Source organism: Phaeobacter sp. A36a-5a (genome assembly GCF_037911135.1).
Lineage (GTDB): Bacteria > Pseudomonadota > Alphaproteobacteria > Rhodobacterales > Rhodobacteraceae > Phaeobacter > Phaeobacter bryozoorum.
In genome coordinates this window covers 11,686-27,171 of record NZ_JBBLYU010000002.1, presented here as the reverse complement: position 1 = coordinate 27,171, position 15,486 = coordinate 11,686, and the positions used below count along the sequence as shown (strand labels likewise).

The following is a 15,486-nucleotide window of genomic DNA, read 5'->3' as shown; positions in this document are numbered from 1 at the left end:
CACCTTGGCGATTTATTGCTTATCAAGTTAAGTAAAAAGCACACGGCGAGTCAAGCGCAGGATCCGGGCGGCAGGCGTTACGGCGAAACAATGCCGTCGGCGCACCAGCGGTCGAAAATCTCCAGCGCCTTATCGGCGAAGGCACGGTCGTTGATATGGCTGTCGAGGCGGTGCACGGAGACATGCGCGGGCAATGTCGCCTCAAGCTCCGCCAGAAACGCCGCCAGCCCCGCGCTGTCGTGCAGGTCGGCGCCTTCGCGGTCCCATTCGCCGAGTCCACGCTCCGGCAGGATCATTGCCACAGGACCGCCGGCGTCAGCCAGCTGTTTCGAATGGGCGCGGGCGACCTGGCGCCGTTCCTCGGTGTTGAGGACAATCGAGGTCAGCAGCCGGTTGTGCGCATGTTTCGGATGGTCCGACCATTTCTCGGCGATTGGCTGCCAGCCGACCACATCAACCAGATCATAGCAGCCGGGGGCGGCAATCTGCGGCGTCCCCCTGGCGCCGGCATTGGTAAGGCGATCCGCACCGGCGGAAATCGACGATCCGTGGATATGGTTGCCAAGCTCCTGGGTGCAGAAGTCAAACACGCAGGCAAAGGCGCCCTGCTCTGCGAGGCTTTCAAAGGCGCGCCCTCCCATTCCGGTGGCGTGAAAGACCGCAACCTCAAACCCACGTGCCTCAAGCGCCGGTTTCAGCGGAATGACGTATTTCAGCGCCGATGTGCCAAGGGACATGATACCGATCAGCGGTTTATCCGGGTCCGGAATCTGCGCGGCCCTCGCGGCGCCCAGAACGGCGCCTGCGGCCTGGCTGAGCGAGGCCTTGCAGACGGAATTCAGCCCGTAAAGCCCACCAGCCCAGAGGATCATCTGGGTGTCGGCCGCCAGTCTTTCGGCCGGGATCAGCGGCGAGAAGGAAACGGTTGAGACAATGTATTTCGGCACCCCAAGCGGCAAGGCCGAACAGACATCAAGCGCCAGATCGGTGCCCATCGTGCCGCCAAGGACGATCACCCCGTCAAAAGCCGCCATCCGGTGCAGCCGCGCCGTCAGCAAGCTGGCACCATGCGCCATGATCTGCATGGCGGTGTTTTCATCCCCGCTGTCGATGGCCGCCCGGATCGAGCTGCCACCGGCCTCGGCGACGTCGTGTTTGGAATAGTCGGTCGGCGTCGATGGGTCGCCCAGAACCGAGACATCCATGGTCAGGACCCTGCCCCCCTGATCGCCGATCACACTCGCCAGAAAACCAAGCTCATCGTCCTTGGTGTCATAGGTGCCAACCACCAGAATGGTTTTCTCGGTCATTGCCCCACCTTTCATAGTTTGATCCATGCGGTTTTCAGGTTGATGTATTTTTCGATGGCATGAAGCGATTTGTCAGACCCGTTCCCGGACTGCCCGACCCCGCCAAGCGGGACGGTGCCATCCGCGCCGCCATAGGTGTTGACATGCATCACCCCGGTTCGGACACGCTGCACCATGCGATGGGCGCGGCTGAGCCCGGATGTCCACACCGCACCGGCGAGACCGTAGACCGTGGAATTGGCGATCCGCACGGCGTCGTCCTCGGTCTTGAAGGGGGTCACGGCAAGCACTGGGCCAAACACCTCCTGCTGCGCCAATGTCGCCTCTGGCGTGACATCAGTGACGATGGTTGGCGCCATGTAATAGCCGCCGGTTTCCGACAAAATACGCTGCCCGCCGGTGACGATCTGCCCGCCTTCCTGCTGGGCCGTGGCCACGAAGGTCAGGTTCTGCTTCAGCTGTGCTTCGGAATTGATCGCTCCGATCTGGGTCTCCAGCCGAAGCGGGTCGCCGACCTGCATCGCCTCCGCTGCCCGCACGACCTCCTGCACAAATCTGTCGTGGATCGAGGCCTCGACCAGCAGGCGGGAGCCTGCGACGCAGACCTGACCCGAGTTGCGGAAGATACCTGCGGCGGTCACCTTCGCGGCCTCTGCCAGATCCGGCGCATCGGCGAAGACGATATTGGGAGATTTGCCGCCCAGCTCCAGATAGACACGTTTCATGTTTGAACGGGCGGAATAATCCAGCAACCGACGCCCGGTCTGCCCCGATCCGGTGAACACCAGAACGTCGACGTCCATCGAAAGGCCGAGGGTTTCGCCGACCACCGCGCCTTCGCCGGTGATCACGTTCAGGACGCCGGGTGGCAGGCCCGCCTCAAGCGCCAGTTCCGCCACCCGCATCAGCGAGAGAGAGGCGGTTTCAGCGGGTTTCAGCACCACGGAATTTCCCATCGCAAGCGCCGGGCCCAGTTTCCAAGCCCCAATCATCAGCGGAAAATTCCACGGAATGATCGCGCCGACCACACCGACGGGATCCTTGTGGATCAGGCCCAGCACATCACCCGCCGTGGGCGCGATTTCGCCATAGAGCTTGTCCAGTGCCTCGGCGTAGTAGCGGATCGTGGCGGCGGCTGATCCGGGTTCGGCCTTGAGCGCCATATTGATTTCGGTGCCATTGTCGCGCACGCCCAGAACGGCGAGTTCGAGCGCGTGCGCCTCGATCAGCTCGGCCCATTTCGTCAGAACCTTCTTGCGGGCGGCGGGCGGCTGCCCGGCCCAGCGGCGATCCTCGAAGGCGGCGCGGGCGGAGGCGATGGCCGCCTCCATATCCGCCGCAGTTCCCCGCGCGATCCGGGTCAGCACGCACCCGTCGATCGGCGACAGCACATCCAGCATCGCCCCATCAGAGGCCGCAACCTGCCGACCGTCGATGAGATGTGAAACCGGCTGCACCGGTTGTGACCGAAGGGCGTCGATCTTGCTTTGGTCCATGGGGCTACCTTGTTTGGCTGTCGTGCAGATCGTGGTCTTCGTCGGGCTGATGCGCCTGCCATTCACGCATCAGCGCGCGCAGGTGCAGGGCCAGAACGATCAGGATCAGAACGAAGAGGAGAAAGGAAATCGGGCGGTCGATCATATCCAGCGGCGTCTTGAGGCGCGGCAGGGCCGAACGCAGCTTCACCTCCATGATGCCGCCCAGAACCATGCCCAGGATGATCGGGACAATCGGCAGGTTCAGACGTTTCAGGATCAGGCCAACCACCCCGAACCCTGCCGAAATCATGCAGTCCGTCAGGGAATTTCGCAGCGAATAGACGCCGACAAAGGACAGCAAAAGGATCATCACCCCCAGAAACCGGGTTGGGATGCGAATGATCCGGGTCAACAGATTGGTGGAGACCATCAGGAAGGCGAGCACGATCACATTGAGCAGGATCAGCGCCAGATAGAGACCATAGACCAGGTCGATATTGTTCTGAAACAGCTGTGGGCCGGGGATGACGTTATGAACATAGAACACCGACAGCATCATGGCCGTCAGCGCCTCTCCCGGGATGCCGAGCGCGAGAAGCGGGATCATCGCCGCAGCCGGAACCGCGTTATTGGCAGCCTCCGAGGCGATCAGACCTTCGGGGGATCCCTTGCCAAACAGCTCCGGCGTCTTGGAGGTTTTCTGGGCGTAGGTGTAGCTCATGAATTGGGCGGTGAACTCGCCGGTGCCGGGGATCATGCCCAGGATCACGCCACAGGAGGAGGCGACGGTTGCTACCCGCTTGTGCTGCATCAGCTCCCTGATGCCGGCCCCCATCCGCCCTGATACCGGCTTTGCATCCGGTTGGCTGTCGGGGGCGGTCAGCAGGAAAAACGCCTGGCTCAGCGCAAAGAGGCCGAGCACGACAACAATCAGGTTCACGCCAGAGCTGAGAAAGGTGAGGCCGAAGGTATAGCGCTGGGTGTAGGTCACCGCATCGAGGCCGACGGTCTGTAGAAAGATGCCGAACATCGCCAGAACGCCGGCGGCAAAGATCTGGCCCCGGTGGGCAAGGATGACCAGGATGATCCCCAAAAGTGCAGCAAGAAAGATCTCTCTGGAGCCGAACATCGGAGCCACGAGAGCCAGGACCGGTGACAGCAGGATCAGGCAGAGGATGCCGAATATCCCCCCCCAGAACGACGCGCTATAGGCCAGCGACAGCGCCCGATGGGCCTGCCCCTGTTTCGTCATCGGATAGCCGTCATATGATGTGAGCGCATTCACCGCCGTGCCCGGCGTATTGATCAGGACCGCAGGGATGGCCCCGCCATACATCGAGGATCCGTAGATCCCCAATAGCATCGTCAATCCCACGATAGGCTCGAAGGCAAAGGTCGCCGGCAGCAGGATGGCGATCGCCACTGCGGGTCCGACGCCCGGAATGGCCCCGATGATCACGCCGCCGATTGACCCGATCAACAGCGCGACGATCACATCCCAGCGGGCCAGCATCTCGGCCCCGGCGAGGAGATTTTCCATTGGTTGCCCCGATCAGAAATAGGTCAGCATGATTTGGCGTAGCCCGTCGGGCAAGGAGTCATAGGCGAGGCCTGCGGGCAGATTCACCTTCAGCAAGGTCTTGAACAGCACCACGATCAGCAGCGCCGAAAGCGCCGCGACCGCCAGTGTTGCGGGGCGCCGGTAGCCCACCCTCAGCGCCAGAGCGGCCGCGCATATCACCGTGGCCGGCAGGTAGCCCGCATAGGGAACCGCGGCTGCGTAGGCGATGAACCACCCTGCATATTCCAGCGAGGCGATCCAGAGCAGGACCTCCTGCCAGCGTCCTTCGATCCTTTCGGACAGCGCCGAGCCAAGCAGGTGAAATGCGGCAAAAGCCGCCATGCCACCAAGAGACACCGCTGGCCAGAACCGAGGCTGAGCAAAAAGCGCGCTGCCTTTACGCCAGACGGTCTGCTCGAAGATTTGCGACAGGAGCAGGAGAGCACCGACCAGCACAATCCAGGCAAAGACGATATCCCCCGGTCTTCGGTAGCGTTTGAACAAGGCTTGAAGCGTTTTGACCCGCGACATTGGTCGCCCCCTTGCTAGAGCTGCGCAGGCCCGGCGATCGACGCCGCCGAGCCTGCGAGATCCGTTAGTTGCTCAACATACCGTCGATCCGGGCCATGGTCTCGATATCGGCCTTGATCTGAGTGGCCACCTCAGCGGCGGGCTGCCAATAGACCGCCGCACCGGTTTCTGCGGCCAGCGCCTGGGCGCGCTCCGACATCACCGTCTGCTCCGCGACAGCGATGATCTTATCGCGCACGTCCTGCGGCGTGTCCTTGTGCACAAAGAGCCCGTTCCACAACGAGACATTCAGGTCTGGCGCCAGCTCTGCGACGGTGGGCGCATCTGGTGTCAGCGGGATCCGCTCGGCGCCGATGGAGGCAAGCACCTTTACACTGGCTAGGCATGGCAGGATCAGCTGAAGCGTGGTGTTGATCACATCCACATCCCCGGAGGCCAGCGTGTTGCAGTCCAGGGCGTCAAAGGCAGCGTCGGAGGCGTAGGAGAACCCCATCTCCTTGGCCAGGCCCAATGTGACCTGCGTCGGCACCAGAGGAGCGCCAAAATGGCCGAGCACCACATCGTTTTCCGCCGCATGGGCCGCCAGCCCGGCCATATCATCATAGGGCGCATTCGCCCCGGCAGCGATTACGAACGGGTAGGTCAGGAAATTGCCCAGCGGTACAAATGGATCCGGGCTCAGCTCCGGGATGCCGATCTGCGGGCCGACCACGGGAATGGCGATGATGAAGGATCCGACCGTATAGCCGTCAGCAGGCGCAGTGGCGACCTCGACCGCACCGGGGAACGGGCCGCCACCACCACCGGGTTTGTTCACAACCGCAGTGGGCACATCATAGGCGGCCGAGAAATCCTCCGCGATCATACGGGTCAGGACGTCCTCCAGGTCGCCGGGCGGCCATGGCACCACAAATTCAACGGGTTTCTCCGGGTATTCGGCATATGCCGCACCGGCAGCAGCCATCATGGCCAAGGTAAGCGCAGTGGCAGAAATCTTGAACTTTGACATGTTTCCCTCCCTGTCATCGGTTCATATATCGAACCGACGTTACGTAAAAAAGGTTGCCTTGCTAAACATCATGTGTCAAATTTTTTCTGAATTCGCTTGAAGGGTGACCGAAGGCATGTCCTCTGCAACCAAAACGCTGGCGCTCTTGTCGCACTTCTCTACCGACCGGCCTGAGATCGGCCTTTCGCAGCTGTGCCGGATCGCGGGACGGGACAAGGCGACCACCTACCGCCACCTCCAGGCCCTTGAAACCGCTGGATTTGTCGAACAGAATCCAGTGACAAAACACTATCGCCTGGGGCCTGCTATCCTGCAGCTGGCGCAGGTGCGGGAGGCCACCGTCCCCCGTGAGATGGGCGCTCAGCTGGCGCTGTCGCAGCTGGCCGAGGTCACCGGCGAGACCGCGCATGTGTCAGTGCTCTCGGGAACGACGCTCTACGCGCTGGCGTCCTGCGAATCCCCCCGGCACGGCACGCGGGCGATTATCGACATCACGACCTTCCCGCTTCATGCGACGGCGTCGGGGCTATGCGCGCTGGCCTTTGGCCCGGAGGCCCTGATGACCTCTGCCCTCGCCCGGCTGGATCGGTTCACACCCCATACCGCAACAACAGCTGAGGCGCTGCACGAATTGGTCGCGGCGGCACGCACCAGCGGATTTGCCTGCTCAGACCGGAGTTTCGAAGCGGAGATCCATAGCCTGTCGGCGCCCCTCTACGATCAGACCGGGCTGTTTGTCGGAGCGGTATCGGTGGCCAGCGTGGCCGCACGGGTCACACCGCAACAGCAGCGGCTGATCAAGACAGAACTCACATCCGCCAGCCGCGAGATCACCCGCAATTGGGGCGGCGCGGTTCCCGCAGCGGTGCAGGCTGCCTGGGCAACCGCGCTAGAACCGTCCCCGTCACACATACATGTATCGGATATCGCATCATGAAAGATTCTAACTTTCTCAAGGAACAGAACGGTCGGCTGATGTGGCATCCGATGACCTCGCCGCAGGACAGCATCAACCAGCCCCCGAAGATCATCACCGAGGCCGAAGGCGTGTCGATCACGGATATCGACGGTCATCGGGTCATTGATGGGGTGGGCGGTCTGTGGAATGTGAACCTGGGCTATTCCTGCCAGCCGGTAAAGGACGCCATGGCCGCGCAACTGGATAAGCTGCCCTATTATTCGACCTTTCGCGGCACCTCCAACGATGCGGCGATCGAGCTGTCCTATGAGCTGAGCCGGTTCTTTGCCCCTGACGGGCTGAGCCGGGCCTTTTTCACCTCCGGCGGTTCCGATTCCGTCGAGACTGCGCTGCGGCTGGCACGGCAATATCACAAACTGCGCGGCGATGCGGGCCGCACCAAGTTCCTCAGCCTCAAGAAAGGCTATCACGGCACCCATATCGGCGGGGCCTCGGTCAACGGAAACGCCAATTTCCGTACGGCCTATGAACCATTGCTGCCGGGCTGTTTTCATATCCCCGCGCCCTATACATATCGCAACCCATTCAATGAGAGCGACCCCGAGCGTCTTGCCCAGCTCTGCGTCGCGGCTTTGGAAGATGAAATCGCGTTTCAGGGGGCCAATACGATCGCTGCGATGATCATGGAGCCCATTCTGGGCGCCGGAGGCGTCATCCCGCCCCATAAGTCATTTGCCCCGATGGTTCAGGAGATCTGCAATCGCCATGGTATCCTGCTGATCACCGATGAGGTGATCACCGCCTATGGCCGCACCGGCGCCTGGTCCGGCGCCCGGCTCTGGGGCATTCAGCCCGACATGATGTGCACCGCGAAGGCCATCACCAACGGGTTCTTCCCCTTTGGCGCGGTTATGCTGGGGGATCGGATGATCGAGGTGTTCGAGGATAACCCGGACGCCAAGATCGGCCACGGCTACACCTATTCCGGCCATCCGGTCGGCGCCGCCGCAGCGCTGGCCTGCCTGGCGGAAATGCAGCGGCTGAAGGTGACGGAGACCGCTGCTGCCCGCGGCACCCAGCTCTACGAGGGCTGTCTGGCGCTGAAGGAGCGTTACGAGATTGTCGGAGATGTGCGTGGCGGGCATGGGTTGATGACGGCCATTGAACTGGTGAGTGATCGCCAGACACGAGCGCCACTTGACGGGCGCAGGGCCTTGGCCGTCCAGGAGGCCTGCTATGAGGCCGGTGCCCTGGTTCGGGTTTCGGGCGCAAATGTCATTCTTTCGCCGCCGCTGATCCTGAGTGAGGGAGAGGCCAGCAGCCTGCTTGAGGCTTTGCGCATTGGCCTGGAGGCCGCTTGACCGGGTGACGCTGCCGCCCGTGAATGCCCCCGGGCTGCTCCCAGCGGTATTGCCGATCTTTATCTGCGGTTGATTGCAGATATCCTGCGGGTGAGGAGCGCCGAACCTGTTCCGGCATACTGCTTCATTCTGCCTGCGGAGTGCCCGATTAGAGAAATTTTCAGTATTATTGGCTTATTTTGGTCTTGGTCCCCTTACCGACGCGCCGGCGGATGCTGCCATGCAAAAGTACAACCAGAGGCGGCAAGGCAGCGCGTAGAGATAATTATTTGAGAGATTGAACAGTGGCACATACTTATCAAGAGACCCAGGATCCTTCGTCGCAGCATATATCGCCCCAAAACAAACAGATCGCACAATGGAACCAGCAAAAGGAAGCACGCCGCAGCGCTTTCTCTCAAGGAATGAAGCTACGCCCTCAGACCAGTGTTCTTCTCAGCGCCGGTATTTTCGGCAAGGCGGAGAAAACGGATCAGATTGGGCTGGTCGACCTGAAATCCATTACCCACTTCGACGCTGGCACAATCTATATTCTGAACAGTAATGACATTATTCAGGCCGGTATGAATAAGTATGCGGCCATGTTTGCCAATCAGCCGCGTGCACATGTGTGTATCTGGGATTTCGACAACCATCATCAGATTACCGAATCCGTGAACTTTGCGCTTCTGTCGGACTTTTACGTCCCATGCCATCCGCATAACAATGAGACCTATGCCCAGATGACGGCGGCGATGAGCGCACCGATCAGTGCTGCGGTCATCCAATGGACCCGGTCCTTTTTGACAGAGCACCGTGGTCGCCTTCTGGCCTCTGTTCGGGATCCGGAACCTCTCGGGCGTCATATCGTCTATCCCCAATTCCCTGAACGCAACGCGATGCTGGAAGGGTTGAACACGCATTTCAAACATGTCGGGCCCGCAACACGGCTGTATCATAATCGAACCGAGCTGGACCGACTGGATGAATGGGCAGCCCATATGAGCCATTGGATCATTCCAACGCGCGACGATCTGCCGATCCGGGTATTTGATGCGCTGATCACCGGCGGTGTTCCAATCCTGCCAGCCAGCCTCAGGGAACTACCTGCGCTGGCGCCGCTGCAGGAGCATCTGTTCTATTTTGAGCCGAGTGATCTGGAGAACCCTAGAGCCATAGCAGAGGCGGCCAACGATCATTTCCGGACACAGGGCGAGGCGGGTTTGATCGCCCGTCATGAGCTGGCCATGGAAACCAGCCATGTGGACAGGCGCGTTCAGGAGATCCTGACGCAGATCTATCACCACCTTAGCCGGGCCAATTGATCGCCACCCGGGCGCCCCTTTCGCTGACGGAACGGGCAACCGCGTCCAGGCTGCGCATGACATCTTCTGCCGCGCTGAGTGATGAGGCATTCTCGCGCCACCCGCCGATCATATCGACAAAGGCACGCAGCTCGCGGGTGAGCGGTGGCTCCTGCCCATAGGCGAGCGGTGTACTGGTGCCCTCTCGCGTTAGTACAACCTTCTCCTCAGCCTTGTCATCGAAGATCAGCGTCGCGTCGCGGCCCCTGGCGATGATGCAAAAGGCTGGCGTCGATGCTCGCCAGCTGGCCTCCAGAGTGAACTTTCTTCCCTGATAGGAGAGCTCGGCCCTGACATGCTGCGGACGATTGCCACCGTGCAAACTATTCGCCCTGGCATGGTCTGCCGGGCTAGTGAAAATCTGCCGGGCCAAAGAGAGAGGATGCGGTAACCAGTCCCAGATCACGGATGTGTCGTCGCGTGGTTTGTTGTTGGCGCAGTAGGCTGAAGCCGATTGGACCGGTCCAATCTGCGACAGGGTTGCACAAAAGACTTCGGCGGCTGGATTGAACCGATGCAGGTGCCCGGCAAAGACCGGGCATTTCGCTGCATCAGCGGCGGCCTTCAGCTCACCAAAGTCCGCAAGGCAGGTGGCCAGCGGTTTTTCGACGAAACACGGCACGCCGGCTGCCACAAAAGGCAGCGCCGACGTGACGTGATCCCTGCTTCTGTTGGCGATGACAACGCCATCTACAGGTTGGCCGGGATCGGTAATTGGCAGCCAGTTCACGTCGGGCAGACTATCCAGTGTCATGCCAATCGTGCGGGCCCAAGCGCCTCGCCCGATCAAACCCAAGGTTGTCATGAGGCCTTAACCGGCCAGTTTCACTGCCGTCTCAGGTTCATAGTCGATGTAGCTGTGCTCAAGCCGCGCCCAGTCGATGAATCTGCTCAGACCATCCTCTACATCAACTTCGGACTTATACCCAAAGGCCTCGTAGGCCTTGGTGATATCCGGGCAACGCCGGTTGGGTTCACCCGCCGGATATGTGTCCGGATAATCGATCGTGGTGAAGGTCGCGCCCGGTACCAGCCTTGGATACATTGCCGCAAGCTGGTTCATAGAGATTTCATTGTCGGGGTTGCCGATATTGTAGGCCTCTCCCCGTTTGCCCTCAAGAAGCGTCATCAGGAAACCGTAGATCGCATCAGTGATGTAGCAGAACGTACGTGTTTGCAGCCCCGTGCCATGCACTGGAATCGTGCGGCCGTTCAGCGCCTGATAGGTGAACATCGGGATCACGCGGCGATCATTGTGGCCCATGCCCGGGCCAAAGACGTTGAACGGGCGAACGATCTTTGTCGGAACGCCATGATGCTCATTGTAGATGGTACAGAGTGTTTCACCGAGGCGTTTCGATTCATCGTAGCAGGCACGCGGACCAACGGTCGAGACGTTGCCGTGGTAGTCTTCCTTGATCGGTACCGCTCGGGGATCAGGATCACCGTAGATTTCCGAGGAACTGAAGAACAAGAAACCTTCGAGGTTCTTGTTGCGAGACGCGAGATCCAGCAGGTTACGGGTGCCATGAACCGCGCTTTCGATCGTCTCCAGTGGATAGCGCATGTAGTAGACTGGCGACGCGATGCCCGCGCCATGAATGATAAAGTCGATGTCTTCGCGCACCGGTAGCGGATGGGTCACATCGGCCCAGACCTGCGTGATGCTGGGGTCGCGTTCAATGCTCTCATCCAGGTTCTTGGTCCCGGTGATATAGTTGTCCACCGAAATGACCTGGCAGGGCTGGCTCAGAACATCGCAGTTCAGCTTCTGAAACACCTTTAGAAAATGTTTCCCCAAGAAGCCGGCACCGCCTGCAAGCAGGACGGTCTTTCCTGAAAACCGATGGGCATGAGCACCAAGGCGTTCGACAATTCTTTGAATTTCTTCAGACATTTTGGTCCCCATTCTAATAATCAGGAGGCTGTGAGTTCAACAAGCGGAATAGGCATGTAGTAATCGTAGGCGTTACCCGTCTTTCTCCGAATGTCGTCGATATATTCATAGGCAAAGACCACCAGCACCTGGGGCTGGTAGCTCTCAAGTTCCGACGCAGCCACAACCGGAATATGCGCTCCGGGCGAAGTGCGCCCCTGCTTCAGCGGGCTGTCATCGATTGTGAAGGGCAGCAATTCGCTATCGATGCCGCCAAAATTGGTAATGGTCGATAGCCGTGCGGGAGCGCCATAGCCGGCCACCTTTATCCCCTCTTGCTGCCAACGTCTGAGCCCCGATACCAGCTTGTCGGTCAAGGCCCGGCAGCGTTGACCGAAATCGGTCAAGGCATCGGAATTCAGGACCTCGAGCTCGGTCGCGATCAGGTCCTCAAGGTCTGGCGCTTCGATGCCCACGGTGTCACGCATCAGGGTAAAGCGCAGCGAACCGCCATGCTGCTCAACCGGCTCGACGCCGGCAATCACCATGCCATGTTTGCCAAACAGCGCCTTCATCGAAGAGATCGAGTAGTAGAAAATCCGGTCGAGATAGAACCGCTCGAACTGCACCTGAGTGACCATGTTGAGGATATACTCCACCTCGATCACCAGCTTCCCGGTCTCGGCAAGTAGGATGTCTGCTGCCCTGATGAACTGATCCGGCGCATCAAGATGAGTAAACACACTGCTGGCGACGATCACATCGGCGGGTCCGTGGCGATCCAGGATCTGTTTCGCCGAGGTTTCCTCGAAAAAGGCACAGAGCGTCTCCAGCCCCTCGTCATTTGCGATCTTGGACACGTTCACCGAAGGTTCGACGCCTAGCGCGCGAACGCCAAGCCTCTTCAACGGCCGCAACAAAACACCATCGTTTGATCCGACATCAACAACGAAATCGGCATCCTTCAGGGTGGCCGCAAGGTCTTCGAAATGGCGAACCAGCCCGCCATTGACCGAACTCAGATAGTAATAATCCTCGAACATGATGGTACGTGGCACCATCTCGCCAAGCTGAACATTCTTGCAGGTCTCGCAAAAGAAGACCTCCAGCGGGAAATATCGCTCGCTGTCGAACTCATCCGGTTTTGGGTATTTGTTGGCGAGCGGCTGGCGCCCCAGATCCAGGAATCTGTTGAGACGCGCACCCTGGCACAGAGAACAACACATAGACATTGGCAATCCTTGACCACTTGCTTCGTAAGCCTCCTTGGCCCTGCATTTCGCAGGCCGCGGCGGCAGCGCAACTTGGTAGAATGTCTAACGATTCAATTATAATAAAAGGTAAAAGATCCAGTCAGAGCACTGACTGCTCTGGATATCTCTGCCGAAAACAGCCGACCCAGGAGACCTGAAACGCCGTCGTTTTTTTAGGGCCGCTTTGCTTTTCGGTTTTGTTTTTGCGTTTTCGTGAAGCTTTTACGGCTGATGATCCCAACGCGACTGTGCCTGCATTTGGCGGGGTTCTGTGCGCTGTTTGCGTTTGGATTTTGGTAAGCCTCTGAACCGCACCGGGTTTGCCGGAGGCTTCAACTCCTGAGTAGGATGAAGTCACAATGAGCAAGACAACAAACAAGTATTCTCCTGAGGTCCGCGAGCGTGCGGTGCGTCTGGTGCTGGACAACCAGGGCCAGCACAGTTCCCGCTGGCAGGCAATCATGTCGATCTCTGCGAAGATCGGCTGTTCGGCGCACACGCTGAATGAGTGGGTGAAGAAGGCGGAAGTCGACAGCGGCAAGCGGGCGGGTGTTCCAACTGATGTCGCCGACAGGATGAAGGCGCTTGAGCGGGAGAACCGCGAACTGCGCCAGGCGAACGAGATCCTCCGCAAGGCATCGGCGTATTTTGCGATGGCGGAGCTCGACCGCCGGTCGAAGTGATGGTGTCATTTATCGACATGCATCGCGGTGAGCATGGGGTCGAGCCGATCTGCACTGTCCTGCCGATTGCCCCTTCCACGTATTACGAGCATCTGGCGAAGCGGGCCAATCCGGCCCGGTTGTCGGACCGTGCCCGGCGTGACGCGGCATTGCGGCCCGAGATCCTGCGTATTTTCGAAGAGAACTGGCGGGTCTATGGCGTGCGGAAGATCTGGCGGCAATTGCAGCGGGAGGGTTTCACTGTTGCCCGCTGCACGGTCGCCCGGCTGATGAAGAGCATGGGTATGCAAGGCATCATCCGGGGCAAGCCGCACAAAACCACGGTGCCCGACAAAAGGGCCCCGTGCCCGCTGGACAAGGTGAACCGGCAGTTCCGTGTGCCCGCGCCCAACATGCTCTGGGTCAGCGATTTCACCTATGTTGCCACCTGGAAGGGGTTCACCTATGTCGCCTTCGTTATCGATGCCTATGCCCGCAAGATCGTTGGTTGGCGTGTCAGCACCTCGGCGCATGCCGGGTTCGTTATCGATGCTCTGGAGCAGGCTGTTCACGAGCGGCGGCCGACAAAGGCGATGGGGCTTGTTCACCACTCCGACCGCGGCAGCCAATACCTGTCGATCAAGTACACAGAGCGGTTGGGAGAAGCTGGTATCGAGCCCTCTGTCGGCAGCGTCGGAGACAGTTACGACAATGCCCTGGCCGAGACGATCAACGGCTTGTTCAAGGCTGAGGTCATTCACCGCCGCGGCCCTTGGCGCAACTGCGAGGCGGTGGAATACGCAACACTCGAATGGGTGGATTGGTTCAACAACCGCCGCCTGCTCGAACCCATTGGGAACATCCCGCCGGCAGAAGCAGAGGCCAATTTCTACACCGCTCTGGAAACTGAGGGCATTGCCGCGTAACTAACTGAAATCAGCCTCCGGCAAACCCGGTGCGGTTCACTCCGGCCTCGCTGCTCTGACGGTTCATAGCATGTGTTGATAGTGTCCACCAACGATGGTGGACGTCTTGAGTGCAGATACGGCGGGTAAGAACGGTCGGCAGAAGCGTTTCTGGTCGGATGAGGAGGAGGTGTCGATCTGACGCCGGGGGGATCGGTAGCGCAGGTCGTGCGGCGGTACGCGATGAACACCAATCTGATCCACAAGTGGTTGCGTGACGCTAAATTTGCGCCGGATCTGCAGGGCGTCGAAGATCAGGCCGCCCCATCACCTTGCTTTCTTCCAGTTGAGATCGTCGACAGGCCTGTTGCCGAAGAACCCCCGACGCTTACGTCCAATGGCACCCCCGGCGACAGCATGATTGAGATCGACATCGCAGGTGGTCATCAATTGAGGATTGATCCAAAGCCTTGGCGCGTCTCATTCGAGGCGTTTGTGCATGATCCCTGTCCCGGCAAACACTAAAGCGGGACCCGTTTGCAGGGCATCTGTTTGTCTTTCGTGGGCCGCGCGGTGATCTGATCAAGATCATCTGGTGGGATGGCCAGGGCGCATGCCTGTTCAGCAAGCGGCTTGAGAAGGGTCGGTTCGTCTCGCCATCGGCGAAAGAGGGCAAAATCACCGTGATCGAGAAGCTGCGGCATCAGTTGGCGGGCCATTGAGCGCGGACATCCCGGTCCGGGCCTACTAGCGCATGTGTTGGTCAATAAATACGTGGGTCACCTGCCGCTGTACCGCCTGAGCGGCATCTTCGAGCCCGACGGGATCGACATTGATCGCTCGACGCTGGCGGATTGGATCGGCAAGTCCACGGCTCTTATAGAACCACTGGCGTATGCTATTGGGCGGCATGTGTCGGCCGGTCAGGCCAACTTCGCTGATGATACGCCAGTAAAGATGCCGACACCCGGCACGAGCGAAACAACGACAGCACGCATTTGGGCCTATGGTCGGGATGAGCGGCCTTGTGGTAGTCGTCGGCCTCGGGCTTGGCAAGCGCGGAGCCCTCAAATTGCTCAAGCGGCTGCCGCGCGTGCCTTGGTGTTATGTTCCCAACTGGAGAGTGTGGCTGAGACAAGCGCCCGGGTCGCCATCGAAACGTGACGGATACATTCTGGGTTGCTCTTATGATTGTAACTTTTGCATGTTGAAGGGTGAGGCGTGAGGCTTTCTGGTCGCTTTTAGAATTTCGCTGGATTTTCCATCAGAACCGACGGC

General features: G+C 59.7%; 13 protein-coding genes, 2 pseudogenes and 1 other annotated feature. Of the genes and pseudogenes, 7 read left to right on the top strand and 8 right to left on the bottom strand.

Annotated features, from left to right (window positions below; translation table 11 throughout):
- Positions 1-77: 77 nt before the first annotated feature.
- The 5 genes from WLQ66_RS10745 to WLQ66_RS10725 form a co-directional block, all read right to left on the bottom strand.
- The gene (locus WLQ66_RS10745; protein ID WP_340546370.1) at positions 78-1,310 is read right to left on the bottom strand and encodes a Tm-1-like ATP-binding domain-containing protein; all 1,233 of its coding nucleotides are present in this window, start codon (positions 1,308-1,310) and stop codon (positions 78-80) included.
- Positions 1,311-1,321: 11 nt separating this feature from the next.
- The gene (locus WLQ66_RS10740; protein ID WP_340546369.1) at positions 1,322-2,806 is read right to left on the bottom strand and encodes an aldehyde dehydrogenase; all 1,485 of its coding nucleotides are present in this window, start codon (positions 2,804-2,806) and stop codon (positions 1,322-1,324) included.
- Between the two features lie 4 nt (positions 2,807-2,810).
- Complete coding sequence (locus tag WLQ66_RS10735; RefSeq protein WP_340546368.1) at positions 2,811-4,328, bottom strand: tripartite tricarboxylate transporter permease; 1,518 nt, start codon at positions 4,326-4,328, stop codon at positions 2,811-2,813.
- A 12-nt stretch (positions 4,329-4,340) separates the two neighbouring features.
- Positions 4,341-4,880, bottom strand: a complete 540-nt coding sequence (locus tag WLQ66_RS10730; RefSeq protein ID WP_340546367.1) for a tripartite tricarboxylate transporter TctB family protein — start codon at positions 4,878-4,880, stop codon at positions 4,341-4,343.
- Between the two features lie 64 nt (positions 4,881-4,944).
- The gene (locus tag WLQ66_RS10725; RefSeq protein ID WP_340546366.1) at positions 4,945-5,889 is read right to left on the bottom strand and encodes a tripartite tricarboxylate transporter substrate binding protein; all 945 of its coding nucleotides are present in this window, start codon (positions 5,887-5,889) and stop codon (positions 4,945-4,947) included.
- A gap of 115 nt (positions 5,890-6,004) precedes the next feature.
- On the opposite strand from WLQ66_RS10725, the gene WLQ66_RS10720 reads away from it, so the two are divergent.
- The 3 genes from WLQ66_RS10720 (at position 6,005) to WLQ66_RS10710 (ending at position 9,473) form a co-directional block, all read left to right on the top strand.
- Positions 6,005-6,826, top strand: coding sequence for an IclR family transcriptional regulator (locus tag WLQ66_RS10720; RefSeq protein ID WP_340546365.1), 822 nt, complete (start codon positions 6,005-6,007; stop codon positions 6,824-6,826).
- Positions 6,823-8,169: an aminotransferase class III-fold pyridoxal phosphate-dependent enzyme gene (locus tag WLQ66_RS10715; protein ID WP_340546364.1), complete on the top strand. Its 1,347-nt coding sequence runs from the start codon at positions 6,823-6,825 to the stop codon at positions 8,167-8,169. The genes WLQ66_RS10720 and WLQ66_RS10715 overlap by 4 nt, the downstream gene beginning before the upstream one ends.
- A 404-nt stretch (positions 8,170-8,573) precedes the next feature.
- The gene (locus WLQ66_RS10710) at positions 8,574-9,473 is read left to right on the top strand and encodes a hypothetical protein (RefSeq protein ID WP_340546363.1); all 900 of its coding nucleotides are present in this window, start codon (positions 8,574-8,576) and stop codon (positions 9,471-9,473) included.
- On the opposite strand, the gene WLQ66_RS10705 is transcribed toward WLQ66_RS10710, so the two are convergent.
- The 3 genes from WLQ66_RS10705 to WLQ66_RS10695 are packed head-to-tail and all read right to left on the bottom strand — an operon-like array spanning position 9,457 to position 12,620.
- Positions 9,457-10,266, bottom strand: coding sequence for a Gfo/Idh/MocA family protein (locus WLQ66_RS10705; RefSeq protein ID WP_340546362.1), 810 nt, complete (start codon positions 10,264-10,266; stop codon positions 9,457-9,459). The two genes, WLQ66_RS10710 and WLQ66_RS10705, sit on opposite strands and share 17 nt — an antisense overlap.
- Positions 10,267-10,323: 57 nt before the next feature.
- Entirely contained in the window at positions 10,324-11,409 is a 1,086-nt protein-coding gene (locus tag WLQ66_RS10700) for an NAD-dependent epimerase/dehydratase family protein (RefSeq protein ID WP_340546361.1), read from the bottom strand.
- Positions 11,410-11,429: 20 nt separating this feature from the next.
- Positions 11,430-12,620, bottom strand: a complete 1,191-nt coding sequence (locus tag WLQ66_RS10695) for a class I SAM-dependent methyltransferase (protein WP_340546360.1) — start codon at positions 12,618-12,620, stop codon at positions 11,430-11,432.
- A gap of 380 nt (positions 12,621-13,000) precedes the next feature.
- Between WLQ66_RS10695 and WLQ66_RS10690 the strand changes: the two genes are divergently transcribed.
- The 4 genes and pseudogenes from WLQ66_RS10690 to WLQ66_RS10675 form a co-directional block, all read left to right on the top strand.
- Positions 13,001-14,229 (top strand): IS3 family transposase gene (locus WLQ66_RS10690; RefSeq protein ID WP_340546359.1). Its coding sequence is split into 2 segments (ribosomal slippage): positions 13,001-13,289 and positions 13,289-14,229, totalling 1,230 coding nucleotides; the frame shifts between segments, so codons are not numbered across the junction.
- Positions 13,282-13,398, top strand: a sequence feature (AL1L pseudoknot). (Overlaps the previous gene by 117 nt.)
- A gap of 222 nt (positions 14,230-14,451) precedes the next feature.
- On the top strand, positions 14,452-14,733 hold the full coding sequence (locus WLQ66_RS10685) for a hypothetical protein (protein WP_340546358.1): 282 nt from the start codon (positions 14,452-14,454) through the stop codon (positions 14,731-14,733).
- Positions 14,730-14,930: pseudogene (gene tnpB, locus WLQ66_RS10680) on the top strand (IS66 family insertion sequence element accessory protein TnpB); the annotation flags it as partial. The gene WLQ66_RS10685 and the pseudogene tnpB, both read left to right, overlap by 4 nt.
- A pseudogene (locus tag WLQ66_RS10675) lies at positions 14,920-15,258 on the top strand (IS66 family transposase); the annotation flags it as partial. The pseudogenes tnpB and WLQ66_RS10675, both read left to right, overlap by 11 nt.
- Between the last annotated feature and the right edge of the window lie 228 nt (positions 15,259-15,486).

What these genes read in the sequence shown, in the direction of transcription:
- WLQ66_RS10745 (WP_340546370.1), bottom strand. Translation starts at nt 1,310, where the DNA reads ATGACCGAGAAAACCATTCTGGTGGTTGGCACCTATGACACCAAGGAC.
- WLQ66_RS10740 (WP_340546369.1), bottom strand. Translation starts at nt 2,806, where the DNA reads ATGGACCAAAGCAAGATCGACGCCCTTCGGTCACAACCGGTGCAGCCG.
- WLQ66_RS10735 (WP_340546368.1), bottom strand. Translation starts at nt 4,328, where the DNA reads ATGGAAAATCTCCTCGCCGGGGCCGAGATGCTGGCCCGCTGGGATGTG.
- WLQ66_RS10730 (WP_340546367.1), bottom strand. Translation starts at nt 4,880, where the DNA reads ATGTCGCGGGTCAAAACGCTTCAAGCCTTGTTCAAACGCTACCGAAGA.
- WLQ66_RS10725 (WP_340546366.1), bottom strand. Translation starts at nt 5,889, where the DNA reads ATGTCAAAGTTCAAGATTTCTGCCACTGCGCTTACCTTGGCCATGATG.
- WLQ66_RS10720 (WP_340546365.1), top strand. Translation starts at nt 6,005, where the DNA reads ATGTCCTCTGCAACCAAAACGCTGGCGCTCTTGTCGCACTTCTCTACC.
- WLQ66_RS10715 (WP_340546364.1), top strand. Translation starts at nt 6,823, where the DNA reads ATGAAAGATTCTAACTTTCTCAAGGAACAGAACGGTCGGCTGATGTGG.
- WLQ66_RS10710 (WP_340546363.1), top strand. Translation starts at nt 8,574, where the DNA reads ATGAAGCTACGCCCTCAGACCAGTGTTCTTCTCAGCGCCGGTATTTTC.
- WLQ66_RS10705 (WP_340546362.1), bottom strand. Translation starts at nt 10,266, where the DNA reads ATGACACTGGATAGTCTGCCCGACGTGAACTGGCTGCCAATTACCGAT.
- WLQ66_RS10700 (WP_340546361.1), bottom strand. Translation starts at nt 11,409, where the DNA reads ATGTCTGAAGAAATTCAAAGAATTGTCGAACGCCTTGGTGCTCATGCC.
- WLQ66_RS10695 (WP_340546360.1), bottom strand. Translation starts at nt 12,620, where the DNA reads ATGTCTATGTGTTGTTCTCTGTGCCAGGGTGCGCGTCTCAACAGATTC.
- WLQ66_RS10685 (WP_340546358.1), top strand. Translation starts at nt 14,452, where the DNA reads ATGAACACCAATCTGATCCACAAGTGGTTGCGTGACGCTAAATTTGCG.